The 23,537-nt window shown below is 55.3% G+C and carries 27 protein-coding genes, 1 tRNA gene and 1 riboswitch; of the genes, 20 read left to right on the top strand and 8 right to left on the bottom strand.

Going from position 1 to position 23,537, the window contains the following annotated elements:
* Position 1: 1 nt before the first annotated feature.
* Positions 2–373, bottom strand: a complete 372-nt coding sequence (locus tag ACR0C6_RS07580) for a DUF1636 family protein (RefSeq protein WP_480618776.1) — start codon at positions 371–373, stop codon at positions 2–4.
* 92 nt (positions 374–465) lie between these two features.
* A riboswitch (cobalamin riboswitch) is annotated at positions 466–672 on the bottom strand.
* 227 nt (positions 673–899) lie between these two features.
* Positions 900–2,756, bottom strand: a complete 1,857-nt coding sequence (locus ACR0C6_RS07575; RefSeq protein ID WP_171170677.1) for an SLC13 family permease — start codon at positions 2,754–2,756, stop codon at positions 900–902.
* Between the two features lie 423 nt (positions 2,757–3,179).
* Between ACR0C6_RS07575 and ACR0C6_RS07570 the strand changes: the two genes are divergently transcribed.
* The 13 genes from ACR0C6_RS07570 to ACR0C6_RS07510 all read left to right on the top strand — a co-directional run bounded on the left by ACR0C6_RS07570 (position 3,180) and on the right by ACR0C6_RS07510 (position 12,430).
* On the top strand, positions 3,180–3,371 hold the full coding sequence (locus ACR0C6_RS07570) for a hypothetical protein (RefSeq protein WP_480618775.1): 192 nt from the start codon (positions 3,180–3,182) through the stop codon (positions 3,369–3,371).
* 363 nt (positions 3,372–3,734) lie between these two features.
* Complete coding sequence (locus ACR0C6_RS07565; RefSeq protein ID WP_480618774.1) at positions 3,735–5,837, top strand: AAA family ATPase; 2,103 nt, start codon at positions 3,735–3,737, stop codon at positions 5,835–5,837.
* Between the two features lie 650 nt (positions 5,838–6,487).
* Complete coding sequence (locus ACR0C6_RS07560) at positions 6,488–6,706, top strand: hypothetical protein (protein WP_480618773.1); 219 nt, start codon at positions 6,488–6,490, stop codon at positions 6,704–6,706.
* Positions 6,707–6,964: 258 nt separating this feature from the next.
* On the top strand, positions 6,965–7,249 hold the full coding sequence (locus ACR0C6_RS07555) for a hypothetical protein (protein ID WP_480618772.1): 285 nt from the start codon (positions 6,965–6,967) through the stop codon (positions 7,247–7,249).
* Positions 7,250–7,393: 144 nt separating this feature from the next.
* Positions 7,394–7,933: a hypothetical protein gene (locus ACR0C6_RS07550; protein ID WP_480618771.1), complete on the top strand. Its 540-nt coding sequence runs from the start codon at positions 7,394–7,396 to the stop codon at positions 7,931–7,933.
* The gene (locus ACR0C6_RS07545) at positions 7,930–8,355 is read left to right on the top strand and encodes a hypothetical protein (RefSeq protein WP_480618770.1); all 426 of its coding nucleotides are present in this window, start codon (positions 7,930–7,932) and stop codon (positions 8,353–8,355) included. Before ACR0C6_RS07550 ends, ACR0C6_RS07545 begins: the two co-directional genes overlap by 4 nt.
* Positions 8,355–8,603: a hypothetical protein gene (locus tag ACR0C6_RS07540; protein WP_480618769.1), complete on the top strand. Its 249-nt coding sequence runs from the start codon at positions 8,355–8,357 to the stop codon at positions 8,601–8,603. The genes ACR0C6_RS07545 and ACR0C6_RS07540 overlap by 1 nt, the downstream gene beginning before the upstream one ends.
* Positions 8,603–9,955 carry a phage major capsid protein gene (locus ACR0C6_RS07535; protein WP_480618768.1) on the top strand — a complete coding sequence of 451 codons (1,353 nt, stop codon included), beginning with the start codon at positions 8,603–8,605 and terminating at the stop codon, positions 9,953–9,955. The genes ACR0C6_RS07540 and ACR0C6_RS07535 overlap by 1 nt, the downstream gene beginning before the upstream one ends.
* 6 nt (positions 9,956–9,961) lie before the next feature.
* Positions 9,962–10,192 carry a hypothetical protein gene (locus ACR0C6_RS07530; protein ID WP_480618767.1) on the top strand — a complete coding sequence of 77 codons (231 nt, stop codon included), beginning with the start codon at positions 9,962–9,964 and terminating at the stop codon, positions 10,190–10,192.
* Positions 10,189–10,353, top strand: coding sequence for a hypothetical protein (locus ACR0C6_RS07525; protein ID WP_480618766.1), 165 nt, complete (start codon positions 10,189–10,191; stop codon positions 10,351–10,353). The genes ACR0C6_RS07530 and ACR0C6_RS07525 overlap by 4 nt, the downstream gene beginning before the upstream one ends.
* A gap of 29 nt (positions 10,354–10,382) precedes the next feature.
* The gene (locus ACR0C6_RS07520) at positions 10,383–10,547 is read left to right on the top strand and encodes a hypothetical protein (protein ID WP_480618765.1); all 165 of its coding nucleotides are present in this window, start codon (positions 10,383–10,385) and stop codon (positions 10,545–10,547) included.
* Between the two features lie 318 nt (positions 10,548–10,865).
* A complete protein-coding gene (locus ACR0C6_RS07515; protein ID WP_480618764.1) occupies positions 10,866–11,666 on the top strand; it encodes a hypothetical protein in 801 nt (266 codons plus the stop codon).
* A gap of 104 nt (positions 11,667–11,770) precedes the next feature.
* A complete protein-coding gene (locus ACR0C6_RS07510; protein ID WP_480618763.1) occupies positions 11,771–12,430 on the top strand; it encodes a hypothetical protein in 660 nt (219 codons plus the stop codon).
* A 234-nt stretch (positions 12,431–12,664) separates the two neighbouring features.
* On the opposite strand, the gene ACR0C6_RS07505 is transcribed toward ACR0C6_RS07510, so the two are convergent.
* The gene (locus ACR0C6_RS07505; protein ID WP_480618762.1) at positions 12,665–13,078 is read right to left on the bottom strand and encodes a thermonuclease family protein; all 414 of its coding nucleotides are present in this window, start codon (positions 13,076–13,078) and stop codon (positions 12,665–12,667) included.
* A 375-nt stretch (positions 13,079–13,453) separates the two neighbouring features.
* Here ACR0C6_RS07505 and ACR0C6_RS07500 point away from each other — a divergent pair, with 375 nt between their 5' ends.
* Entirely contained in the window at positions 13,454–13,816 is a 363-nt protein-coding gene (locus ACR0C6_RS07500; RefSeq protein ID WP_480618761.1) for a hypothetical protein, read from the top strand.
* Between the two features lie 833 nt (positions 13,817–14,649).
* Positions 14,650–15,177 (top strand): hypothetical protein, encoded by a 528-nt coding sequence (locus ACR0C6_RS07495; RefSeq protein ID WP_480618760.1) that lies wholly within the window; start codon positions 14,650–14,652, stop codon positions 15,175–15,177.
* A 129-nt stretch (positions 15,178–15,306) separates the two neighbouring features.
* Here the strand turns inward: ACR0C6_RS07495 and ACR0C6_RS07490 are convergent, their stop codons facing one another.
* The 3 genes from ACR0C6_RS07490 to ACR0C6_RS07480 all read right to left on the bottom strand — a co-directional run bounded on the left by ACR0C6_RS07490 (position 15,307) and on the right by ACR0C6_RS07480 (position 17,012).
* Positions 15,307–15,501 (bottom strand): hypothetical protein, encoded by a 195-nt coding sequence (locus ACR0C6_RS07490; RefSeq protein ID WP_480618759.1) that lies wholly within the window; start codon positions 15,499–15,501, stop codon positions 15,307–15,309.
* A 546-nt stretch (positions 15,502–16,047) separates the two neighbouring features.
* Positions 16,048–16,854, bottom strand: coding sequence for a tyrosine-type recombinase/integrase (locus ACR0C6_RS07485; RefSeq protein WP_480618758.1), 807 nt, complete (start codon positions 16,852–16,854; stop codon positions 16,048–16,050).
* An 84-nt stretch (positions 16,855–16,938) separates the two neighbouring features.
* A tRNA-Cys gene (locus tag ACR0C6_RS07480) sits at positions 16,939–17,012 on the bottom strand.
* Positions 17,013–17,237: 225 nt separating this feature from the next.
* Here ACR0C6_RS07480 and ACR0C6_RS07475 point away from each other — a divergent pair.
* From ACR0C6_RS07475 to ACR0C6_RS07465, 3 genes are all read left to right on the top strand, one after another.
* Positions 17,238–17,891 carry a protein-L-isoaspartate O-methyltransferase family protein gene (locus tag ACR0C6_RS07475; protein WP_171228412.1) on the top strand — a complete coding sequence of 218 codons (654 nt, stop codon included), beginning with the start codon at positions 17,238–17,240 and terminating at the stop codon, positions 17,889–17,891.
* 94 nt (positions 17,892–17,985) lie between these two features.
* Positions 17,986–19,404, top strand: a complete 1,419-nt coding sequence (locus ACR0C6_RS07470; RefSeq protein ID WP_480444650.1) for a TolC family outer membrane protein — start codon at positions 17,986–17,988, stop codon at positions 19,402–19,404.
* 73 nt (positions 19,405–19,477) lie between these two features.
* Positions 19,478–20,251, top strand: coding sequence for a hypothetical protein (locus ACR0C6_RS07465; RefSeq protein WP_480618757.1), 774 nt, complete (start codon positions 19,478–19,480; stop codon positions 20,249–20,251).
* 3 nt (positions 20,252–20,254) lie between these two features.
* On the opposite strand, the gene ACR0C6_RS07460 is transcribed toward ACR0C6_RS07465, so the two are convergent.
* Complete coding sequence (locus ACR0C6_RS07460) at positions 20,255–21,712, bottom strand: cobyric acid synthase (protein WP_480618756.1); 1,458 nt, start codon at positions 21,710–21,712, stop codon at positions 20,255–20,257.
* A 62-nt stretch (positions 21,713–21,774) separates the two neighbouring features.
* Here ACR0C6_RS07460 and ACR0C6_RS07455 point away from each other — a divergent pair, with 62 nt between their 5' ends.
* Positions 21,775–22,344, top strand: a complete 570-nt coding sequence (locus ACR0C6_RS07455) for a cobalamin biosynthesis protein CobQ (RefSeq protein WP_480444656.1) — start codon at positions 21,775–21,777, stop codon at positions 22,342–22,344.
* Between the two features lie 87 nt (positions 22,345–22,431).
* Here ACR0C6_RS07455 and ACR0C6_RS07450 read toward each other — a convergent pair whose 3' ends face one another.
* Positions 22,432–22,752 carry a DUF6280 family protein gene (locus ACR0C6_RS07450; protein WP_037310273.1) on the bottom strand — a complete coding sequence of 107 codons (321 nt, stop codon included), beginning with the start codon at positions 22,750–22,752 and terminating at the stop codon, positions 22,432–22,434.
* Between the two features lie 218 nt (positions 22,753–22,970).
* On the opposite strand from ACR0C6_RS07450, the gene efp reads away from it, so the two are divergent.
* The gene (gene efp / locus ACR0C6_RS07445; protein WP_152457470.1) at positions 22,971–23,534 is read left to right on the top strand and encodes an elongation factor P; all 564 of its coding nucleotides are present in this window, start codon (positions 22,971–22,973) and stop codon (positions 23,532–23,534) included.
* Positions 23,535–23,537: the final 3 nt, after the last annotated feature.

The raw sequence follows: 23,537 nt of genomic DNA, 5'->3' as shown, positions 1-23,537 counted from the left end.
GTCAGGCTCCAATGGGGGGAATGCGCGAGGCACAGTTCTTGCGAAAATGTTCGGGGCGTTCGCGCCATTTCACCAAACCATCTTCAGTGGCCAGATACTTGGTCGCGCCGTCGACGATGACGTCGACATGATCTGTTTCGTTCAGGTTTTCATACACGAAGGTCCAGCGGCCCGGCCCGCGCAACACGATCGAACAGCCTTGATCGCAGTTTGACAGGCATTCAACGGCTTTCACGGTGACACCGTCGGGCAGGTCTGCCTGTTCCAGGGCCTTGTGCAACAAAGCGCCCGGGCGTTGCGCGTCATCTTCGACAGGCAGGCCGCGACGGCAGGTGGTACAGACCAGCAACTCGACTGGTGCGGTCTCGGTCATGTCTCTCATCCCCCCAAATCCTCTTCGCGGGGGACGGGGTTTCATGCGGGCCACGATTGGTCATGGACCCGACACCGGAACACCCCGCCCGGTTTCAACTTCGGTCGTTGGCAGGTCTCCCGGCTTGCGGATGCCAGAGGCGGGCCTCTGTCGGATGTCCCGCCTTCCCGGCTTTCGGGCCAGTGGCATTGGGCATCCTCTCCGTTCACGGTCGCGGGGGCGGCTGCGTTTGGCGGCAAGACCGTTGACGCATTCCCTTTTCATCGGCTGTCACCGACACCAACGAAAGGGACATGCGGCACCGCTGGCCTGCTTGTCAAGCGAGTCGCGTGCAAGAATGATGCAGAGGCATGGAAAGCGACCTGTGGGCGTCGATGGGCGGCATGGTGTGCCGGGCTTCAGCCCGAGATGGGCCGGGCGACGAACGGTATCTCAGCAAGGGGCGTAGACCATGGTGAACGGGAGCCTTGACTGTACCTGTCCCGATGATGGGAAAAGACCACCGAACACCCCGGATCCTCTTGCGCTAATAGATGACGTTTATCATGAGCAGCGAGACGACCAGAAACAGCGCCGTCATAATCCCGCCGGAGCGGACGAAATCCATCACCTTGTATCCGGCCGGACCCATGATCAACGCGTTTACCTGATGGGTTGGGATGATGAAGCTGTTCGAGGTCGATATGGCGACCGTCAGGGCAAAGACGGCCGGGTTTCCACCCGCCGCCACCGCAATCGATACCGCCAGAGGCACCAGCAGAACCGTGGCCCCCACATTGGACATGACCAAAGAAAAGGCCGTCGCCAGAATGGCGATGCCGGTTTGCAGCGACCAGAGCGGCCAGCCGTCCAGAATTATCATGATCTGCTGCGCGATCCACGCGGCCGTGCCTGTGTTCTGCACGGCTTGTCCCAAAGGTATGAGGCAGGCGAGCAGGAATACGGTGTTCCATCCGACCGCGCGGTATGCCTCGTCCACGCTGAGCACACGGGTCAGCATCATGCCCACCGCGCCGGTAAGAAGACAGAGTGAAAGCCGGACATCCGTGAACAGGATCAACGACAGCGAAATGGCGAAGAATGCCAGGGCCCAGCCGACTTTTTGCGGCCGCAGCTCGTCCTGAGGAAAGTCCGTCGTCACAACGACGAAATCCGGATCTCGTTTGATCCGCATCAGGTTGTCCCATCTGGTATGTGCCACAAGCATGTCGCCCGCCTGAAACTTTTCGAGCCCGATCTGAGTGGATTCGTGATCCTCGGTCTCGACATGGCTCAGCGTCTCTTCGCCGCGGTGAATGGCCAGCAGCGACATCCCGTAGGTCTTGCGAAACAAAAGCTCGCGGGGGCATTTGCCGATCAGCTTGCTGTCGGGCGTGATGACCACCTCGGCCACGCCTGCATTGGTTGGGGCGAACTCTTCGACGAAAATGTCCAAATCCGGAAGAACGGTCAGCCCATATTTCTCGGCGAACTTCTCGACCTCCCAACGGCGGCCGACGATGGCCAGCCGACACGGCGCTGCAATTTCCGCTGTCAAAACCTGAACCATCGAGGTTTTGCCGCGATAGAAGGTGGAAATGATGTACAGGTGGTTTTCGTGGTTGATGTCGGCCAGAATCTCGCCGACCAAGGGGCTGTCCTCGGGCACCACGACTTCGAACACATCGGCTTTGAGGCCATAGACCCTTTGCAGGTATTCCTGTGTCCCTTGTCCGGTACCCGTATTGTCAGGCCCTTCAGCCTCGGGCAAAACCCAGCGTCCCAACAGCAGAAAGTATCCAATTCCCGTCAGGATCAGAACCGCACCGATCGGCGTGACCGAGAACAGGCCGAAGGGCTCCATTTTCTGAGAGGCCGGCAGACTGTCATTTGCCGTCAGGATCAGATCGTTCAGCAGGATAAGAGGAGACGACCCCACCATCGTCATGGTGCCGCCCAAAATGGCGCAGAATCCCATCGGCATGAGCAGGCGCGACAGCGGTATGCCCGACCGTGTGGAAATTCGGCTGACAACCGGCAGAAACAGAGCAGCGGCGCCGACATTCTGCATGAACGAGGATATGACGCCAACGGTGCCGGAAATGATTGGTACAACCCTGCCTTCGGATTTGCCACCGTATTTGAGGATGACGGCAGCCACCTTGTTCATGATCCCCGTCTTGTCCAGACCGGCCCCGACGATCATGACCGCAATGATCGAGATGACCGCATTGGATGCGAAGCCGTCGAACAGAAGGGTGACATCCGCCAGATTTCCCAGCCCGGGCGCGTAGCTGAGCAAGCCTATGAGAACCAGAACCAATATGGCGGAAAGGTCGATCCTTATGATCTCGGAAACGAACAGAAAAACGGTGAATGCCAGCAGGGTGCAAACGACCCCCATCTCGAAGGTAAAGGCAATGTGTTCCACAATACGTCCAGAACTTTTTCTTTGTTAGAGTCCTAGTTCATCCTTCCCGAGTTGTCATGAAGTTTCGTTTTTTGGCGATGTTGAGACATAAAATTGCTCAAAGGCTGCTGTGTGAGCAATGCTTTCGGGAACCCCATTTGACGAACGCGTCAGAAAGAAGGATTGGACAAATTGCATGAAGAAGTCAGCACGTTTCGTACCGGCGCGATGCCGTTCCAACCAGGTCGAAGCAGCATAGGTAATGGCAGGTCAATTCCAGCCATGGACGACAGACAATCCGACAGCTTTGTTTGCGGCACCATTCTGCGGCTGCCTGAACCGCGCAATGGGCCTGCTTGGCCGTCCCTGATCGCAATCTGACTACAAGAAAGGTCTGTACCCAAATGGCTGGGACCAATGGTTCAGGTCACCAATTCTGATCATTTCGAGATGAAGATGCCAAGGAAGTACGGCGAGGTGTTGCCTGAACGCAAGCTGGCGGCATATGCCAAGAATGCTCGCAGTCGGATGGAACAGAACCAGATCGAAACACGAAAAATCCAAATTTTGGTTGGATACTGGACCTCGAAGAAAGACAAAGTACCGTAAGTCATTGGAGGTATTGGAGGCGAGTACCGGAATCGAACCGGTGTACACGGATTTGCAATTTTGGCTGCGTCGTGTTCACGGATACCCAGCTTTTCGGCAATTATTGCGTCGATCCGCTGCTGAATTATGGCGTCCAAGTCCATTTGATTTTCCCTAAGTTAGCTAATCTCTAGTGTGTCTATAGCATTGTTTTTATAGGTTTTTTTAGCTTGCTGGGCAATGCGGTTTTACCAATGATGGAAGGGCTGACGGTGGTGGGCGATAGTCCAAACTGACGCGATCCGAAGGCAAAGAAAAACCCGCTGCGTGTGCTGCGCAGCGGGCCGAAATCGTAACCCTGTTTTGCCGAAAGGGTCGTCAGATATGAACGACATTAACCCCACACCGCCACATCCGCAACAAGACGCTTGGGAACGGGCCACAGCCGAACGGAACTGGCTGGTCTTTGCGGTCACACCGCCTGTTCCACAAACCGGCAAGACCGGCAAATTTCCGACCGACCGCGTGGCCAGTGAGTACCAGCACGAACAGGTCAACTTTGACCGCCCGGTATCTGCGGACCAAGCGGCCCGATACACCTTCGCGGAATTGTCCGCGTTGCTGACCGGCCTGACACCGGTGGGCGAGATTACCCACTACGCAGCCGGATACCTGCCACGACCGGGCAGCGCACTGGTGATCGGTGATCTGGACAATTGCCGCGATCCTGCGTCTGGCAATATCGAACCGTGGGCGCTGGGTGTCCTGTCGGCAAGTCGGACATATGCCGAAGTTTCGGCCAGCCAGACCGGCATTCGTCTGCTGATGGAACGCATGGAAGGTGACGACCAGCACACCAGCGGTGAAAAGAACGGGGCCGGGTTTTTCGCAAACGGCAAGCGCGGTGCGGTGCTCACCTTTGACAAACTGCCCGGTTATGAAATTCAGCCAGTGAAGGCACCAGCCGTGCGCGATGCGATCCTTGCAAGGCGGGGGCACATGGCACTGGCTAACGAACGTCACACCGCAAGCGTTACGGACCCGGTTGATTTCGCGACGGTCGGGCAATTGCTGGCCGTTCTTCCGAACCCGGATCATGATTACGACACGTGGCGCGATGTGGGATATTCGATCAAGCATGCGCTGGGCGATGATGGCTGGCCGTTGTTCGAATGTTGGTCTGCACAGGCACCGAAGAACCAGCCAAAAACCACGCTGAAAATCTGGAAAGGTTTGAGCCCTGACGGGTCGATCACGTTCGGCAAACTGGTGCATATGGTCAAGGCTGCGCACGGTGGAGCCCTGCCAGCCGCTGTACAGGTCGTGATGGACCGCAGACGGGCCGAACGTCACATGACGCACATGCCAGCCGCTGTGCCGCCTGATCTGGCCGCACACATGGCCGTGATGCCTGCTGTAGCACCGCAGCCGCCTGTCACGATGGCCACATTCAAAGCGTACGAACTGGCGATGACACCGATCCCGCCACGCGAATGGCTGGTCAAGGATTGGATTCCGCTGAACACCGTCACGATGCTGGGCGGGGATGGTGGCGTCGGAAAATCCCTGCTGGCCCTGCAACTGGCTGTCAGTACGTCGTTGGGGCGTCCGTGGATGGGCATGGATGCGGGCTCTGGTCCCGTGCTGTATCTGTCCGCTGAAGACGACGCGGACGAACTGCACCGGCGTCTGTACGATATATCTGGCGGTTACCAGGTGCCTCTCAATATGATGCGCGATCTGACGATTGTGCCGATGGCGGGCAAGGATGCGATAATTGCAGCGCCGGAATTGAACGGCGTTCTGAAGCCCACACCGGTGATGCAACAGCTACGCGACCACATTGCCCTGATCCAGCCGCGTCTGATCGTGCTGGACACTTTGGCCGATCTGAACGGTGGCAATGAAAACGACCGAGCCCAAGCCCGCCAGTTCATCGGCATGTTGCGTGGAATTGCGATTGATTTCGGGTGCGCCGTGGTGTTGCTGGCTCATCCATCCAAGACCGGCATGGCGACGGGCGATGGCACCAGTGGCAGTACAGGCTGGAACAACAGCGTACGGTCACGCATCTATCTGGATCGTGTGCAACAGGACGGCGAAGAACTGGACAGCGATCTGCGCGTCATGAAACGGATGAAGGCGAACTATGCGGCTGCGAACGACGATGTGAACCTGCGTTGGTCCGCTGGGTGCTTTGAACGGCAGAAAGATTCCGACACAACGGTGGATCAGGCTGCGTTGAATCGTTGGCAGTCGAAATTCTTGGAACTGCTGGACCTGTTCACCGAACAGGATCGCAAAGTCAGTGACAGTAACAGCAGGATCAATGCGTGTGTGTTGTTTGCAGATCATCCGAAAGCTGAAGGTGTGACCAAGAGACAATTCAACAAGGCACTGGAAAATCTTTTGGTGCTAAATGTTATAGAAGTTTACCAAGATGGACCGCCATCGAAACGGCGTCATTACATAAGAAGGTGTCTATAGGTTGCCACCTTCCCCCCCTTCCAACTATGTTCCAACCCCCTTCCTTCCAACCCTATACTACTACGTAGTATAAAGAGCGTTGGAAACGCGCTCTTTATCTACATGCAGTATTGTTACGCTGTCGGAAGTTCGGGGCCGTTAGCGGGCCACATCGTACGCAACGAAGACCCAGCAAATCCCCTAGTCAATCGGCTATAGGTGTTGGACGTAGCAGACCACGCTGTCAGTCAAAGGTCTGGCCCCACCCGACGGAACGATCACGGGACGAAAGAGGGTATAGGCGTAGGGTTATAGGTCGCACCACATGTGTTCACGTTACGATCAGATCAATTGCGTTGCTTGGTGACACGTTGCGATCCGTTGCGTGACGCACTGACAGTGGCGACCGTGATCGTCAAAGTCTGGGGGAGGGTATCGCCAAACATAGTTCGGGGGGCCTGCACCGCGCGGGGGACTGGATTTCATCATCTAACGCCAAAAATGCCTTTCGGTAAAAAGCTATAAAAACCGGTCTAAATCGCTATCCAAACAGGTGTCATTTACGCGGAATTACGCCCGATCACGCCAAATCTGAATGAGTCTTGCCAAAACACACGGTGGTACTATGATACCTCATACGCGCCTGTCCCGGCGTGTCCTTGGTGGTGAAAATGCGCGAAGATTTGGCCGAAATCGTACGTGACGCAAAAGTGTCCAGCATGATCAAACACGCGCGGCGTTGCATCGCCCGACACACCGGCCAACCGACCACCTATCACCGTGACGGAACAATGCACGAAATCACCAGCGGTGGGGGATACTTGCGCGTGGCACCAGACAGCAAGTCCAGCAAAGATATTCTGAACCAGTGGGTAACCGCCAATGGCTAGACGGAGGCCACCAAAGCATGTCCGCGAAGCAAAGACCGCCCAGCATATCAATCAACGCGTTCGCAGTAGCCAAGGCCGAATATGCAGCAGCCCTTCGGGGAATGTGCGAGTGCAGCACCCAGATAACGACACGGGTAAACGTGTCGTACCAACCACCCCCAAACACCGCTGAATTTGACCCCGAATATTTCTTAGCCCGATGCCAGTCCTGCCAACGTCGCGGGATCACCGAAACAATCAAAATCGTGATGGCCACCTATGACGCTGCTTGAACAGTTTGCCGCTGCCGAGAACGCCGCAATGCGGGAAGTGATGGCCGATAATCGCGGTGTTGAGGGTCTGAAGACCAGTCAGGTGGTCAAGGGTTCCAGCGTTGAGAACGGTGGCCGGATCGAACGACGGGCATCCCGCCTGTGCTCGGGATGCGGCAACATCCTGCCGCAATCGGGCCGATATAATTGGGGCGGTAATGTGTGCTGTTCTGCGGCCTGTCTGGACGATGTTCAGCGGTGGGTAAGGTGGACCAAATCGACCAAACTTTGATCCACCTGGTAACCCATCTGACCTTGCCTATAGGTAAAATCCTATACGTAACATATTGATTTATTTCGTTTTTGTCGTACCAGAAATCTAGACAGACACCATATGTTGGGTCCATGCTGTCGCCAACCTTCGAAGGACCGACGCATGACCCTGACCGTTCGCACCGCACCAACCGCAGCCCGCAAGCTGGTCAAGTCCGTCGGCTTTATCCGCAAAGAATTACACGCCGCATCCGTTGCCGAAGAAGACGGTATCCAAGGCGCGTTCGAACAGCGGATCAAGGCAACCGCCAAGTTCAAACACGATCAGGACCGAGCACAACGGGCCATTGATGACACCCGTGCGGCTGCAACGCGGTACCAACGTGCCGCCAATGTGCTGCGCGGTGGAGCCCAACCGGGCTCGGACACCCTGCACCAACGGTGCTCTGATTTGCATCGTATGGGTGGCCCGACCGCCCATCTTGCCGACCAACTGGACGCCATAGCCAAGACAGCACAGGACGCAGCGGATCGGGCCGAAGATCGGCTGAATGGGGCCGAAGACGATCTGCGGGTGACCGACGCGATGGCCGATTATCTGGCGTCACTGGCCAAGCACAATTTCGACAAAAACAACCCAGCCGTTCGCGCCAAGCACCGCGACTTTATGGCGTGGAAAACCGTAGCGAGGAAACGCGCATGACCAATCCATTCCGACAGTCCAGCAACAACCCGTACGACCGCCCGCTGGTCGGTGGCAAGCTGGACACCAGTGGCGCAGCACATGACCCCAACATGGTCGTTTACGATCCGGTAACGGACAGTGTGAACCCAGCAGCCGTGGCGCTGATCCAGACGATCATGAAACAGGTCGATAAGCGGACGCCATCGGTCGAAGATGTGGCCAAGGTGATGGCCAAACAGATCGCGCAACACACCAAGCCACTACTGGCCCGCATCGACACGCTGGAACGCGCCTTGGACGTACGCAAGGCCGACACAGCCGCCAGCATCCAGCGGGAAATCGACAGCTTTATGGGCGAAGACGCCCCGCTGGACGAAGCCCGCCTGAACGCGATGGCCGAAGAACACGCGAAGTCTATGCGCGAACGGGGGATCGGCTGATGAAACGACCAATGGACGTGCAGCGGATCATGACCGAACTGCCGAAGCAGATCAAACGCACCCGAGCCCACATGGTGGGTGAACTGCTGGTCGAAGGTAAATCCACCGAAGAAGCCAAGCGGATTAGCGACCAGACGCACCGCCGCGTGTACAAAAACTGGCTGCGCGATTTCGCGGAAGAACACTACCACCGGCCCGGTCTGGTCGATGCCGCCGAACGAACTTTGAAACGCGAAGGAGTCCTGTGATGAATGCAGCACACGCGAATACCCGCCGCCGCGACAGCGACGACAAAGCGGCCCAAATTCTGATCCAAGAAACTAAAGCAGCCGCATTTGACGATGCGCTGAAGGTGGCCAAGGATGCACCCGCCACGGCACGTCGTCTGAAGGCTGCTGAAGCCGAACTGGCCGCGCGTAAGGAACTGGACAAGCGGCCCGTCAACGTAACGGTTAAGCAACCCAAACCCGCAACGGTCAAAGGCACGGTCAAGCGGCCACGCAGCACGGATATTGCGTTTGCCAAGGCCACGGCACACTTTGCCCAACGCGGCATTGAACAGGTGGCTGAAGACCTGTTCCCCGGTGAGCCCGGTAAACTGCAACGGAAAGCTGCTACAGCACCGGCCAGCACGGTTGATGCGGGTTTTGGTGCAGAACTGGTCAACAACGAAGTTGGCCCGTGGGTCGAAGAACTGCGGCCCGTGTCGGTCTATGCCGCTATGGCGGCTGGTGGTGTACCACTGCCGATGAGTGAGGTTGCCAACCTCACGATGCCGACCAACCCCGGCACCGGCGACATAAGCGGATCGTTCGTTGGCGAAAAAGGCACGATCCCGGTCAAATCGGGCGTGGTCGGATCGGTCACATTTAACCGGATGAAAATGGCCGTGTTGTCGGTCTTCACCAACGAACTGCGCGACACCAGCACACCCAGCATCGAAGCGGTGATCCGCAGAAATGTGGTGGCCGATACGGCTGAAATGCTGGACGCATATTTCCTGAACCCGGCCAACGCAGCCGTTCCCGCCATCCGACCCGCAAGCCCGTGGAACGATGCTGCAAACCAACCATCGGCTGGCACCGGTCTGGACAACGTGATCGCGGATATTGCGTATTTGGTCGGCGTGATCACCGCAACGCGACCGCGCAACCCGGTCCTGATCATGGACAACATGCGGGCTCAAAGGCTGCGCATGATGCGTGAAGCCGGGGTGTTCCTGTTCCGTGATGAAATCGAACGGGGCGAGTTGTTCGGCTTGCCGTTGATCATCAGCGCGACGGTACCGATCGACCATCTGTTCGTGATTGATCTGGCAGATTTCGCATCGTTCCTGCCCGCACCTGAAATCGACACCAGCGGATCGGCAACGGTCGCACTGGCTGATGATGATGGCGTTGCCCCGACTATGGCTGACACCAACGCCGTGAATGACACGGGCGGGTCGATCCATATTTCGGATGCAGCCGGAACCTTACCCGCATCCAAAGTGATCAGTTCGTTCCAAGTGAACGCCACTGTTCTGCGGATGGTTCAGCCCATTGCGCACGGCATGCTGCGCACCGGAGCGGCTGCGTATGTAACCGGGGTGGCTTGGTGATTGCCCATGTTCGAACCCGTCGCAAACCTACCCAACCTGCTGCTGGCCATTGATCGTGATGGCCAGCACCGGCTGTGCGCAGCCGTACAGGACCGCCGAAGCCGCGAAATCGTAGCCACAGCCGTGGAACGCACCGTCACGCTGCACAAGCCGCGTACGGACGTTCTGGCCGATCAGGTGGCCGCTGCGCTGGCACCGTTTATGGCCCGACTGGATCAGGAAGGAGTCGCCGCATGAAAGTGATCGAACGCAACGGGCAAGAAGGTCTGGCTGGCCGGTACGACGCCAGCCTGCTGGTTGATGATTACAGCAAGCAGAAGACCCCGCCCAACAACGACCACCTGTTCACGCCCTGGCGCGAACGGACAACCCGAAAGGACACGGACGATGGACAGTGATCTGACACCGAGAGGAAGGAGCCTAAAGGATGCCCTTTGATATTTCGAAGCCTAAGCGCAAACCCGAAGACCTGAAAAAGCTGGTACGGGTCGGGTTGATCAACAAAATGGTCAAGATTTTGGGCCGCGAACTGGAGGAACGCGAACTGGCACTGCTGGACAACGCGCTAAAGGAATGGGAACCGCCATTCTAAGGAAAAGTATCCGTTTGAGACCATCGGGGAAATCGGGAGTAAAGTTCTCGCTTCACAAACTCCGCCAGCAGCAAAAGTTCATGCGAACGACGATTGTTGCCGCAAGAGTGATGATCGAAGTCTTAGCGTTCAGGGTTCCGTCACTAGTGGCGTCCCCTAGACAACAAGACACAAAACCAGCTTAGTGCGTTAAAGGCGATTCCAAGTTGGAGCATACACTTGAGACACGAAAGACCTGTGGGGTTAAGGTTTTCACAAGTATACTTGAAGAGTGAGGACCTACTGAGTGACAGTGAACGCTTTCGCAAACGCCTGTCTATGGCTGTGCATGAACTTTCAATTAATGGCAGAGAGTACTCAGGTCTAGGTAGATATTTAGAGGGAAAACTTGGCGTAGATGGCCCCGTTTTTTCCAGCACGCCTCCATATGCTTGGAAGGCTTTTTACCTGAAAATAGAAATCAAGGATGTGCTGGACAGCATTGTGTGCGTAGATTCGTATTTTGAGGGCAAACTTAGAGAATTAGGGGGATCTTTTGCGCAACAGGGCAAAGCAAGAGATTTAAAGGACGCAGTGAAGTCGTTTAGGACTTCAGTTTATGAGATATTCTCCGAAGAACCAATCGGCTATGAACTTGATGAAAAACTTGGTGTGCATTTCAGAGTTGATCCTGCCTTTTCCGTAGCAAAGCAAAGCGCCATTGCTGGTTTATCAAGTGAAAAATTTAAACCTGCAAAAGAGTACATTGAACAAATCGACGCATATTTGACTCAAGACCCGATGAATGGAACACAAGCAATTAGAAGCGTTTTTTGGGCGGTCGAAAATGTCGGCAACCAACTACTCGAAACAAGAGAGTTTGATGGAAGTACAATAAAAAAATTGAATCAGTATATTGCTGACAGTTTTCAGGGCGAGCCGGATGGACATTTGAAGGGAGCTAATGCCGCGATAGTGCAGAGTTTTGGAAAATGGATTTCCTCGTGCCATAACTACCGACATGAAAAGGGGTCTCCAGAGCCTCACCAGCCGCCAAAAGACTTGGCAATTCTACTTGTAAACCAAGGATTGGGTTTTGTAAGGTGGCTGGCAGCATTGGACAAAGTTAATAAAGACTAGCAACGAAAGTTGATTGGGGCAAAGCAAACCGATACTGATCGCTGGATAAGTGGACCCTAAGTTTTGGGTTTTGAGGCTGGTGTTCTAATTAAAAGGCGTCACCCGTGAAAGATACAACTACAGCTGAAGAGATTTCTAAAATAGCTCGAAACCTCTCTGAGAAGTGCGTCGATATTTCTGACTCTCTGCAAAGAGAATTTGGCCTTCCAGGCAATCAGCCGCCAATTTCTGCGTTCAACATGATCCACAATGAGATTGTCGTAAATGCGGAGCTGTTGGAATATTATAATGCTGCATGGTCTCAAATTAAAGTGGCTGACTACACTGAACGCGATAGATACAGGGAGGATAATGCCAATCGTGTAATGATGGTAACAAAAAACTCGTTTATTTCTGCAATGTCTTCCATGGAATTTTGCGCCAAAAAGGCTTTGGTGGCTAGGATGCCCCTTCTTCCGATCGACTTTAGCCAGCGTATTTATTTGGGGAAGATAGTCAAAGTTTCGTATGAAAATGGCTGGCTAACTGAAGAAGAAAAGTTTTGTTTTGATGATTTAATTTTTGTTAGAAATTGCTTAATTCACAATAATGGGATTTCAGAGAAAGCGCGCTGCTTGAAGAATCCAAATGGAGAACCTGTACAAGTCGAAAAGGATCAAATGATTCAAGGTAAGCTAGACTTTTTCCTGGACTACACAAACCTAGCATGCGCAGTTTTCAATGAATGGGTGCGTAGTTATCTAAAAGCTGCGGATTTTGAATAGCAAGTTGGGTCTATGGTAGCAGGTTGAGGTGAAATAGGCTTAGTTGGGAGTGGGATCACAGACGGAATATTTTGTTCGTTTTGTCTGTCTATCACTATTCCTTCTAAATTTTGTTTCAAGGATGGATGGCTTCGAGTTGTGTGCGACTGGTCGAGTTAACGTTTCAAGTCACACAAAAGGTTACGATTCAATTCAACACTACTGGCGTTTGTTGCGTTACTCGCAATTCTCGATCTAACAATACCCAGCCCGCACTATCGTTGCTCTGGCCTCTGGCGTTTCCAAGTGGCGGTACCGGCCACCTGAGTACCGGCGGCAATCCAGCGCGTGTCCGGCAGCGATCGAGGCCGCGCCTATGTCTTCCCCATCTACGTAGCAAACGCCCACCCAGCGGTCATAGGTGCGTTCACCGTTCAGTTTGCAGGTGACGGTCTCGCCCCGCAGATGATCCGTCATCCACTGCTTTGCAGCTATCCCTGCGCTTGTACTTAATTCCGGCCCATCTATGCCGTTCAGCCTAACAGGAACGCCCTGAACGACTATGGTGTCTACGTCTCGGACTCTGGCGATACCTTCCACTGTGCGCCGGTCGGTTTGGTCAGGACCGAAACTAGTCAGAAAGACCGCGACACCGATTAGCGCGGCCATCCAGGCTACAACCGACCACTTTGGAGATAGTGAACGAGGCAACTTGAGCCACGATCTTCGATGTAACGGAACAACGTTGCCTGTGTAACGGCGGTTGGAAAAATAGTTTCGCGCAGAACCAAGCAGCGAAACAGCGAGGATGAGTCCGATGACGGTCGCAAGTATCAGATCAGGGTTCTCAAAATTGAGCAAAACGTTTTCTCGGACTTTTGTGAAGCTGAAAAATGTCATTACCAGGCAATTAAACTAGAGACATTCGCATGTCTTTTTAGGGTCTGCCAAAAACTGGTAACTCTCAGTTTTTTTGACAGAAAATCGAAAGCAAATCTCGGGTTTTCTTCCTAGTTCTATCTTGAAGGAAAGGAGAACTAATCGATGAAGATCAAGAAGACAATTCCAGTTTTAGGCGTGTGTGGGACTCTGCTCACATCCGCTTGCGCACAACAGCCAGGGTCAATTGCTCCGGTTTCCATGGGCGACACATATGGCGAAGTATCGTGTTCCCGCGCCGCAAATCTGTACAAACAAGAGTCGGCAAAAGTCCCGACACTGGTGGCTGCACAGAAGAATGCCGTAACGGGCGATGCGTTGGGCGTTTTCTTGATTGGTGTGCCGGTTTCAAGCCTTTCTGGTGCCGACTTGGAAGGAGAGATTGCTGCTACAAAAGGTAAGCTAATCGCTTTGGCTGGTCGCCTTGAAGCATGCGGCACGTCGCCTGCTGCCGTGGCGTGGGGGTGACCGAGTTTGGTTTTGGGTGCTTGCTCCGAGAGGGGCAATTGATGCGTGCGCTGATTACCGAAGCTGTTATAGATCAATGTACAGACTGGGAATAACACACCATGGAAGCACCCATTATCCAACTCATCGTTATGCTCGTGTTGCTGATTTTCGTGATCTGGCTCTACATCCTGCCGATCACAATGGCAGGACGACGCAACCGATCTGGCTTAATATGGTTTCTGATCGGTCTTGTTGGGTCACCACTATTAGCAATTCTGTTGTTGCTCGCATTGGGTGACGCTCCGGAGCAACCATCAACCTAGCAATGCCCAGGGTAATTCACCACGTCATGGATGCTGGCTTTGATGTTTGGTCGTCTAGAGAAATGACACCCGCTGAACTGAGGCGGTGTACCGGCTATTGATCCACCTATCGTAAAGACCCGTAACACAATTGCTCCATTTAGTCTGGGCAGTCCCATGGTCAGACTAAATCCCCGCGTTGCCTATCATCCCAGATTAAGGTGACGCGGGGAACTTTGATCCACCCCGTGATCCTAGGCGTAATCTAGTTACCCCGAAACTAACGCCCGCTTTGTTCACATGGTCCCCCCTGTGAACGCGGGTTTTTTGGGGATGAGGGGGTAACGAGTTTTCTTTCACCAGTGGCCGACCGGACCTTTCAATTCTGGTTCGGTCGGTAATGAGTAGTTCGGTGCTGAACGTCGTGCTTACTGAATAATAGAAAGAGCCGCGGCACAGTTACCTTGGATTGAAGGTTTGCTTGCGAGACTCGCGTTCAGCGCCTATCGTCATATTCCTATTCTGCAATAATATTATGGGAGAAGTTCTATGAAATCGCCGACCAAGACTCTTGTTGTTGCTGCTGTTCTTGTATGCGGAGCAACAATCGGACATGCCAAAGACAAAAATATTCTGCCAAAAGACAATGCAGAATTCGTAAACTACGGCGAGGAATCCGGCTGGAACATCTTTGTGGACAAGAGCCGAAATACTTGCCTGATTGAAAGGATAGATGAGAATACCAACGTTGTGCAAATGGGTCTGACCCCAGACAAAGATTTCGGCTACATGGGTGTTTTCACCAAGGCGGACATTGAGTTTAAGGATGACAAGGTAGAGCTGCTAATGGACAACAAATTGTATTATGGCGATACAACGGCAGCGCCGCCCAACTTGGCAGACGGGTACAAGGGCGGTTATCTCCTCGCTAACAATCCTGACTTCGTCACAGACGTGATGGAACGCGAAACGATGATTGTGATGCCGGAGTCCAACTTTGCCTTCGAAATTAGTCTTGCTGGCACAAAGAAGGCGATTGAAGCGGCGCGTGCATGCAACGCTTCTCTGACCAACTGATTATTGGAATTTTCTAAAGGCTGCTCAAGTTTTGGGTGGCCTTTATTATTACTGGCTGGTCATGACAAATAATTTGCGTCCCGACCTGCAGTGTTTCAGACCACCTGCACCACTATCGTTGTTAGCAGTCTAACTGTGGCCGACCGGACCTTTCAATTCTGGTTCGGTCGGTAACGCGTGATCTGGCGGTTCCACTCCGTGCTTTTCCAGCCATTCCAACACTTCACCCCATTGGGTCTGGATGCTTGGTGCGCTGCGATATTCACGTAGCTGTTCCAGCCGACATTTCAGATCATACGGAATCGTTCGGGGCCATTTGTTCATGGTACGATGTTCTAATTTTGTTCTGGCGCAGGTCAAGGGGTCCGGTGCGCTTTCAACTTGATGCCGATGTTGAGCTGTTGCTAGTGTGAGTCATGACGGACACTGTAACCAGTGTCCGTCTGCTCGATTTAGTTTTGTGCTGTTAGATCAGCACGACTTGGGTCGTTGCGCTGCTACTTGTTCGAACCTGTTCGCAGCGTGACGACCAATCCTGCAATCGAAGCTATCGTTCCTAAAACGGTAATAACGTCGATCAGGTCGAGAGCGACAGTGCTCATGGCATACATGCTGCCTCGCCCACCCACGTGATGCAAACTGTATGTTTTCTGGGGATAAGTCGTGGATAAATGAACTGCACCGCTACAAAACGGGGCAATCTGTCCCTTAAAAAACTTTATTAAAACAAGGGGCGGGGCAGGTTGCCCCTAGAATCACTCAAGTACCCGCATTTTTCCACAGGACCCTTCAAATTTTCTTTTTTTCGATTGGTTTTGGGGAGCTGTTACGAAGCGGGCCAAGCGTACAGCCTGGCCCGCACACGATCCGTCACCGATCCTCTGGGAACAGCAGGCGTTCCCACAGGCACATGATTTCGCGTTTCTGTCGCATCCTGCGGGCGCGGTTGTACACCCTTGCGACACCGCGCGACGTTGCAGCCGCCTGATGGTTCAGCAGCCGATCCACATCGTTTTCATCCGCCCCGTAATCGCACAGATGCGATGCGAACGACCGGCGAATGTCCCTGATCTGGAACTTTTTGACCGGGACGTATGCATCCGCAAACCAGCGTTTCTTGACGTGCGACATAGTGGCGAAATCCGCGAATTGGTTCGGCATCATTCCGGCCAGAACAAACGCCCGTGGTGCCAGCGGTATGGCGTGTGTCGTGCCGTTTTTGGTGCTCGGAATAATCATGGTCTGACCGTCCACCCGCTCTGGGCAGAACTGGCGCAGATCGCCAGACCGTTGCCCGGTCAGGATCAGCAGCCGCAGGAATTGCGACCATGCCGCGCCCTGATAATCCGCCACCGAATAGAGCAACCGAAGCTGTTTTAGCGACAGCACCTGATCACGCGGCGATTCCTTTGCGCCCATAAGGCTAGGGTCCAATTCGGTCCAACCGTGAGCACGGGCGTACCGCCAGAAATGGGTGCAGGCCGATCTGTACCGGTTGCGGGTGCTGGTCTTCCATCGCGCCAAGGCGTTCGTTAGGTCGGGATTCGTGATTTCGTGAATCGGTTTACTTTGGAAATCCTGAAGTAACCGCTGCAATTGCAACAGCCGTTCCCGTCCGTGCTTCAGGCTGTCCAGATGGTCGGTCGTATATCGTGCGAGTGCATCGCGTATCAGCATAGGCGTTCCCCTAAATCCGTGAACATCGCCCTGCTGACAACCGTCAGGGTCATTTTCCGCAGCCGTATCAGACGGTTGCGGAAGTGGAGGCGAGTACCGGAATCGAACCGGTGTACACGGATTTGCAATCCGCTGCGTCACCACTCCGCCAACTCGCCTTTTCAAGCAAAATCAAATACTTGCCGTGGTGTGCGTGGGGTTTTAGCAGCTTTCCAAAGGGGCGTCCAGAGGATTGCGCGCAATTTTGTCGACGAGATTGAAATTTGCCGAAGCCCGCAACCGTAAACGCGCAGGCGCAGGGGGGTTGCGTCAACAGGGCCGTTGCTGGGCAGTTCAGGATGTGGCAAAAGCCGGGTAACTTTGGGAATGACTCGAGAGATCCTATGACAGATTTCGCTGCCCGGCGCCGCACTATGGTTGATACGCAAATCCGGCCTTCGGATGTTACAAAGTTCCCGATCATTGAGGCGATGCTGAACGTCCCGCGCGAAAACTTCGTGCCTGACGCACAGCGTGAGGCCGCCTATGCCGACAGTGTGATCGATCTGGGCAACGGTCGCTGTATGCTCGAGCCGAGAACGCTTGCTAAAATGCTGGATGCGCTCAACATTTCGAACGACGAGATGATTCTCGATATCGCTCCGGCGACGGGGTATTCCACTGCGGTTGCCGCGCGTATGGCCCAGTTGGTCGTTGGTGTGGAAAGCGACGACTCGCTGGCGTCCGAGGCGCAAAGCCTGTTGGCTGAGGCCGATGTGGACAATGCCATTATCCACGTCGGTCCTTTGGATCAGGGTGCGGCTGAGCACGGTCCTTACGATGCGATCATGGTGCAGGGCGGTGTTGAACGGATTCCCGACGCTCTGTTGGATCAGCTCAAGGAACATGGCCGGATTGCATGCCTGTTTGTTGAAGGCAATCTTGGAACCGTGCGGATCGGTCGAAAGACCGGAGGCCGGGTCAGCTGGCGGGATGCGTTCAACGCCAGTGCACCGATACTAGAGAGCTTTTCGGCGGAGTGTGCATTTTCGCTATAGTTCGCCGATAGATTCTGCTGGCGCCTTGATTAGTTGAAAAGAAGACCGCAAACTGCCTTCAGGGCAGTGTAATTTCGTTTGAGAGGATTTCGGTATGCGTGGTTCAGCGACAGGCAAGCTGGTCAGGGCATTCGCAGTGACCGCAGGACTTGCCATCAGCGTTATGCCAGGGCGTCCGGCGTGGGCTGACAACATAACAGACGCCTTCATCGGCGCGTATAATACAAGCGGCTTGCTGGAGCAGAACCGGGCGCTGCTGCGCGCGGCAGATGAAGATGTGGCGATCGCGCTTTCCGCGTTGCGACCGATCATCAACTGGACTGTACAGGTCAGCCAGGATTATACCCGGTCTCGGACCAGCAATGTGGTCACAACGACCGAGCCGTCCCGGTTTTTCACCGGTCTGGGGCTAACTCAGCTTCTGTATGATGGTGGCGCTTCGGTTCTGGGCAAGCAATCGGCGCAGGAGACGGTTCTGTCGACCCGGCAAACCTTGATCGACATTGAGCAACAGGTGCTCATCCGCGCTGCAAATGCTTACCTGGGCGTGCTGCTACAGGAAGAAACAGTCGCAATTCGCCAGAACAACGTGGATGTTTCGGCGGAAGAGCTTCGCGCATCAAATGATCGCTTCGAAGTTGGCGAAGTGACGCGTACGGACGTGGCGCTTTCCGAGGCGCAGTTGGCAAGTTCTCAGGCTGATCTGGCGGTCGCTCGTGGTGAACTGAGCATTGCGCAGGCTGAGTATGTCAATGCGGTCGGCAAGGCGCCAGGGAGGACGGCCGGTCAACCCAGCCTGCCCAATCTTCCACGGAGCGAGGCAGAAGCGATTAGCCTCGCGCAACGCAACCACCCGGCGATTCTGTCGGCGCAGCATCAAGTCCGCGCTTTTGATCTGATTGTACAGCAGCAGCGGGCCAACCTTGGGCCGAATGTCAGTTTGAATGCTGATGCGGGTGTGCGTGAAAGCTATGACAACAACGACTATGTGAATGACGCGACCGTGTCGCTGGACTTTACACAGCCGATTTACGCCGGTGGCCGGTTGGCCGCGAATGTGCGGCGCGCTATGGCAAACCGGGATGCGTCTCGTGCGAATCTTCTGAACGTACAAAAGAATATCACACAGGGCGTTACGGACCGGTATGCAGCGTTCCAGGCAGCCAGTGCCAGCCTCAGGGCGTCGACGGAACGGGTTCGTGCATCACAGGTTGCATTTGACGGCATCAGGGAAGAAGCGACCTTGGGTGCCCGGACCACTTTGGACGTTCTGAATGCTCAGCAGGATTTGCTGGACGCGCAGCTGGCCGAAGTGGCGTCGCGAACGGAACGATCGCGCGCAGCGTATCAGCTGTTGCAGGCGCAGGGCCTTTTGACGGCAGAACGTCTTGGCCTGGCGGTTCAGATTTATGACCCGACTTTGTACTATAATCTGGTCAAGAAAGCCCCCGCGCGTGTCAGCAAACAGAGCAAGGATCTGGATCGAGTCCTCAAAGCGTTGCGTCGGGACTAACCGGCAATACTATTTGTTGTAGGGCTCGGATTGTTTGGCTACACTCGATCCAACGATAGAGCGGTAGAGAACAATGTCTGATAATGTCGTGAAAGCAGGGATCGAAGACGTTCTGTCTTCGGTCAAACGTCTGGTCAGTGAAGACAGTCGCGGTAAATCCTCCTCGGATCAACAGGGTGCAACGCGCAAGCCGGGGCGTTTGGTGCTGACGGACGCGCTGCGCATCAGCAAACCTGCTCAGCCCGAGGTCACGCCCGCCAAGCCGTCTGCTGATGTTGCCGACTCGGCCAAGCCGATGCTGCTGCGTGCCTGCGACATCGTCAGGGCAGGTGATCCTGCCAACACTGCGGATGACGCGACTGAGGGACATTCCGCGGAAACCGGCTCAACCGATGATCCCGCGATCAGCCTGAGTGCCAAGATCGAAGCGCTGGAAGCGGCGATTGCGCAAACCGAGGATCAATGGGAGCCGGATGGCGACAGCGCAGACGCCTATTCCGGCACACCGACGCATTCCCTACCGTGGAACGTCGAAGAGGAGTTTGCGGCCGCAAGGACCGTCGTTCTGACTGATCAGGAAGATACGGACGATCCTCAGCCCGAGTCCGCTTCGATACAAAACGCAGAGTTCATCCGGGCGGGACGACCGGCTGAATCCGATCGTGCCACTGAAGTCGTTGAAGACGTTTCGACAACGGATTTGGATGAAGAAACATTGCGTGAGCTGATCGCGGAAGTTGTCCGCCAGGAATTGCAAGGCGCAATGGGCGAGCGGATCACGCGAAACGTGCGCAAAATGGTGCGGCGGGAAATCGCGCGCGCGCTCGCCGCGAAAGATCTGGGATAAGATTCAGCCACGCTGTGGTGGCTGGGCCAGGCTCAGCATCAGGTCAAGATTCATGTGGCGCTCCAGATGATCGGCAAGATCATCGAGCGCCCGCTCGACTCCGTCTTCGTAGGCAATGTCCGACGTCACGCCCAGCGTTGACAAATAGCGGGCACGAAATGCGTCTGACGAGAAAATTCCGTGCAGATAGCTGCCCTTGACCCGGCCGTTGCTGCTGGTGGCGCCTTCTGGTCTGCCTTCGATCTCGAGCCATGCGCGGGCGCGGTCAGGGCCGTCGGTATGGCCCATGTGGATTTCGTATCCGCTGACCGGTTCTCGGTCTGGCAGGGCATGGGCGGAACGCAGGATGACCTGTTTCTGCCCGCCCATTACGGTATCGACGTTCAGCAACCCCAATCCATCAACTTTGCCCGGCCGGCCGTCCACGCCATCAGGATCGGAAATGGTCTTGCCCAACATCTGATAGCCGCCGCACAAGCCCAGGACATGTCCACCGCGGCGAACATGTGCATACAGGTCGATATCCCAGCCCTGTGCACGGAAATAGCTCAGGTCTCCGATCGTGGACTTGCTGCCGGGAAGCAGAACCAGATCCGCATCGCCGGGCAGGGGACGCCCGCCGGGGATGACCTCGACGCTCACGCCGGGCTCGGCAGACAACGGATCGAGATCGTCGAAATTGGCCATACGCTCCAGTTGGGGCACAACGACCTTGCACGCGCCGCCGGTATGGGAACGGATGTCCATCATGTCTTCGGCCGGCAATTTCCAGGCGTCGTGAAACCAGGGCACGACCCCAAGGCAGGGCCAGCCTGTTCGGGCCGAGATATCATCACGGCCTTCGTCAAACAGGGACACGTCGCCCTTGAAGCGGTTGATGGCAAAACCCCTGATCTGCGCCACGTCGCCTTCGTCCAGAACGGCCTGAGTACCAACGATCTGTGCAATCACCCCGCCACGATGAATGTCCCCGACCAGAACGACAGGGATGTCCGCTGCACGGGCAAATCCCATATTGGCGATGTCACCTTTGCGCAGGTTGGTCTCAGCCGGGCTGCCAGCGCCCTCGATCAGAACCAGATCAGCGTCGGCGCAGAGCCTGTCAAAGCTTTCCAGCGCTGCGCCCAGCAGCTTGGATTTGTCCTTGCGATAGTCACCGGCCTTCATCGTGCCAGCGCGCTGTCCCTGTACGATAATCTGCGCGCCGGTATCCGTCTCGGGTTTGAGAAGAATAGGGTTCATGTCCGTGTGCGTTGCCCGCTTTGCCGCATGGGCCTGAAGGGCCTGCGCGCGGCCAATTTCGCCGCCGTTTTCAGTGACGGCTGCATTGTTCGACATGTTTTGCGGCTTGAACGGCGCGACCCGAAGGCCCCGGCGCGTGTAGGCGCGCGCCAGCCCCGCCACCAGAACCGATTTTCCGACGTTGCTGCCGGTCCCTTGAATCATGATGGCGCGAACCATGCCTTGTCTCCTATAAGTCTGGGCGCAGATGATCTGATTTGAGCCGAAAGGGAAAGCCCCGGATGAATACGCCTGCGCATCTTTTGATCGGGGCTGCCGTGTTCGCCCGGCCGCCGCAAGGACGTATCCTCTGGGCCGCGCTCGTGGGAGCGTTATTGCCGGATCTGTCCCTATACGTGATGGCGGGCGTGTCCCTGTTTGTTCTGGGCATCCCCGAGCAGGTGGTCTTCGGGCAGCTTTACTTTTCCCCGGCGTGGCAGACCGTATTCGCCATAGACAACTCCTTTATCCTCTGGGGGCTGACATTCCTGCTGGCAGTCTGGAGAGGTTGGCATGTTCTGGCTGTCGGTGCAGCGGCGGGTCTGTTGCATCTTGCGACAGATTTCCTGCTTCATGCGGGCGACGGACGGCCACAGTTCTGGCCCATCAGCGACTGGGTGTTCCACAGCCCTGTCAGCTATTGGGACAGCGACCATCATGCCTTGTGGGTGGCTCCGGTGTCAGCCTTTGTTTGTCTGGCTGCATATGTTCTGCTTTGGCAGCGTGGATTGCCGGTTTGGGGCAAAGCCCTGTTCGCAACCATGCTGGCGGCTGAATTCTGGGTGGTGCGGCAATGGTTGTTGTTCTTTTGAGCCGTTGGCTTCATGCCTGACGATCAGGCATAGAAAAACGCGCTCTGATAGGCAGAGCGCGTTTGTTCAATCCAAATCTACCTTGGTTCAGGCAGCTTCGGCCTGCTGTGCAGCGTTGCGGCGTTCGCTTTCTTCCCGCGACAGGGCGACCGAGGTACGGACGCCGCGTCCAACGAATTCCATCAATCCGCTGACAACCCGTTCGTTCGGGTCAATTCCTGCGCAGGACAGAACTTCGCGCCCATCGCGCGAACGCGCCCAGCGGGCGATTTGTTCGGGGCCATTGCCGTATTTCTTGTCATCGGCGATAGCATCATCAAGCGCAGCCAGGACAACGGCCGCGAAAAGTTTGCGCGCACGATTGCCTTGCTCATTGTTAAAGGCAGTGCCGTCAACGAAATCTCTCATCTCGTCTTCCTTGTTGTTCTTGCTCTTGCATTTTCGGCGTGAGGGTCCTTATGACCGATTAGGTGCGATTCGGATACAGCTAAAATGCATAGTTGCGTTGCGTCACTTGCATGGCTCGCTGCACCTGCAGCACTAGGTGTCGTTGTCTTGTCAGGTGTGATCCCGCCAGATATAGGGACCGCAACTGATGCATCAACCGTTTGTGAAGGATTTATGTAATGCCCAAGATAAATGGGAACGAAATTCGCCCCGGCAATGTGCTTGAGCATAACGGTGGCCTGTGGGCAGCGGTCAAGGTTGACCATGTAAAGCCGGGCAAAGGCGGAGCTTTTGCACAGGTGGAGCTGCGCAACCTGCGCAATGGCTCGAAGTTGAACGAACGCTTCCGCTCGGCGGACAAAGTCGAACGCGTGCGTCTGGAGCAAAAGGATCAGCAATTTCTGTACGAATCCGACGGAATGCTGGTGTTCATGGATTCAGAAACCTACGAACAGATTGAATTACCAGCAGAATTGCTGGGTGACCGCCGTCCGTTTCTGCAAGATGGCATGACCATTGTTGTCGAGTTCTACGAAAGCGAGGCGCTGAACGCGACGCTGCCGCAGAAAGTGACCTGCAAAATCGTCGAGACCGAACCGGTGGTAAAAGGTCAAACGGCGGCGAACTCGTTCAAGCCCGCGGTGCTGGACAATGGCGTGAAAGTCATGGTTCCCCCCTTCATCGGCCAGGACGAAATGATCGTCGTGAACACGGAAACGATGGAATACTCCGAACGCGCGTGACGT

Source organism: Ruegeria sp. AL12 (assembly GCF_056540885.1).
The sequence above is the reverse complement of the archived record's forward strand: the minus strand, read 5'-3'. Positions and strand labels throughout refer to the sequence as shown.

What these genes read in the sequence shown, in the direction of transcription:
- ACR0C6_RS07580 (WP_480618776.1), bottom strand. Translation starts at nt 373, where the DNA reads ATGACCGAGACCGCACCAGTCGAGTTGCTGGTCTGTACCACCTGCCGT.
- ACR0C6_RS07575 (WP_171170677.1), bottom strand. Translation starts at nt 2,756, where the DNA reads ATGGGGGTCGTTTGCACCCTGCTGGCATTCACCGTTTTTCTGTTCGTT.
- ACR0C6_RS07570 (WP_480618775.1), top strand. Translation starts at nt 3,180, where the DNA reads ATGGTTCAGGTCACCAATTCTGATCATTTCGAGATGAAGATGCCAAGG.
- ACR0C6_RS07565 (WP_480618774.1), top strand. Translation starts at nt 3,735, where the DNA reads ATGAACGACATTAACCCCACACCGCCACATCCGCAACAAGACGCTTGG.
- ACR0C6_RS07560 (WP_480618773.1), top strand. Translation starts at nt 6,488, where the DNA reads ATGCGCGAAGATTTGGCCGAAATCGTACGTGACGCAAAAGTGTCCAGC.
- ACR0C6_RS07555 (WP_480618772.1), top strand. Translation starts at nt 6,965, where the DNA reads ATGACGCTGCTTGAACAGTTTGCCGCTGCCGAGAACGCCGCAATGCGG.
- ACR0C6_RS07550 (WP_480618771.1), top strand. Translation starts at nt 7,394, where the DNA reads ATGACCCTGACCGTTCGCACCGCACCAACCGCAGCCCGCAAGCTGGTC.
- ACR0C6_RS07545 (WP_480618770.1), top strand. Translation starts at nt 7,930, where the DNA reads ATGACCAATCCATTCCGACAGTCCAGCAACAACCCGTACGACCGCCCG.
- ACR0C6_RS07540 (WP_480618769.1), top strand. Translation starts at nt 8,355, where the DNA reads ATGAAACGACCAATGGACGTGCAGCGGATCATGACCGAACTGCCGAAG.
- ACR0C6_RS07535 (WP_480618768.1), top strand. Translation starts at nt 8,603, where the DNA reads ATGAATGCAGCACACGCGAATACCCGCCGCCGCGACAGCGACGACAAA.
- ACR0C6_RS07530 (WP_480618767.1), top strand. Translation starts at nt 9,962, where the DNA reads ATGTTCGAACCCGTCGCAAACCTACCCAACCTGCTGCTGGCCATTGAT.
- ACR0C6_RS07525 (WP_480618766.1), top strand. Translation starts at nt 10,189, where the DNA reads ATGAAAGTGATCGAACGCAACGGGCAAGAAGGTCTGGCTGGCCGGTAC.
- ACR0C6_RS07520 (WP_480618765.1), top strand. Translation starts at nt 10,383, where the DNA reads ATGCCCTTTGATATTTCGAAGCCTAAGCGCAAACCCGAAGACCTGAAA.
- ACR0C6_RS07515 (WP_480618764.1), top strand. Translation starts at nt 10,866, where the DNA reads ATGGCTGTGCATGAACTTTCAATTAATGGCAGAGAGTACTCAGGTCTA.
- ACR0C6_RS07505 (WP_480618762.1), bottom strand. Translation starts at nt 13,078, where the DNA reads ATGGCCGCGCTAATCGGTGTCGCGGTCTTTCTGACTAGTTTCGGTCCT.
- ACR0C6_RS07500 (WP_480618761.1), top strand. Translation starts at nt 13,454, where the DNA reads ATGAAGATCAAGAAGACAATTCCAGTTTTAGGCGTGTGTGGGACTCTG.
- ACR0C6_RS07495 (WP_480618760.1), top strand. Translation starts at nt 14,650, where the DNA reads ATGAAATCGCCGACCAAGACTCTTGTTGTTGCTGCTGTTCTTGTATGC.
- ACR0C6_RS07490 (WP_480618759.1), bottom strand. Translation starts at nt 15,501, where the DNA reads ATGAACAAATGGCCCCGAACGATTCCGTATGATCTGAAATGTCGGCTG.
- ACR0C6_RS07485 (WP_480618758.1), bottom strand. Translation starts at nt 16,854, where the DNA reads ATGCTGATACGCGATGCACTCGCACGATATACGACCGACCATCTGGAC.
- ACR0C6_RS07475 (WP_171228412.1), top strand. Translation starts at nt 17,238, where the DNA reads ATGACAGATTTCGCTGCCCGGCGCCGCACTATGGTTGATACGCAAATC.
- ACR0C6_RS07470 (WP_480444650.1), top strand. Translation starts at nt 17,986, where the DNA reads ATGCGTGGTTCAGCGACAGGCAAGCTGGTCAGGGCATTCGCAGTGACC.
- ACR0C6_RS07465 (WP_480618757.1), top strand. Translation starts at nt 19,478, where the DNA reads ATGTCTGATAATGTCGTGAAAGCAGGGATCGAAGACGTTCTGTCTTCG.
- ACR0C6_RS07460 (WP_480618756.1), bottom strand. Translation starts at nt 21,712, where the DNA reads ATGGTTCGCGCCATCATGATTCAAGGGACCGGCAGCAACGTCGGAAAA.
- ACR0C6_RS07455 (WP_480444656.1), top strand. Translation starts at nt 21,775, where the DNA reads ATGAATACGCCTGCGCATCTTTTGATCGGGGCTGCCGTGTTCGCCCGG.
- ACR0C6_RS07450 (WP_037310273.1), bottom strand. Translation starts at nt 22,752, where the DNA reads ATGAGAGATTTCGTTGACGGCACTGCCTTTAACAATGAGCAAGGCAAT.
- efp (WP_152457470.1), top strand. Translation starts at nt 22,971, where the DNA reads ATGCCCAAGATAAATGGGAACGAAATTCGCCCCGGCAATGTGCTTGAG.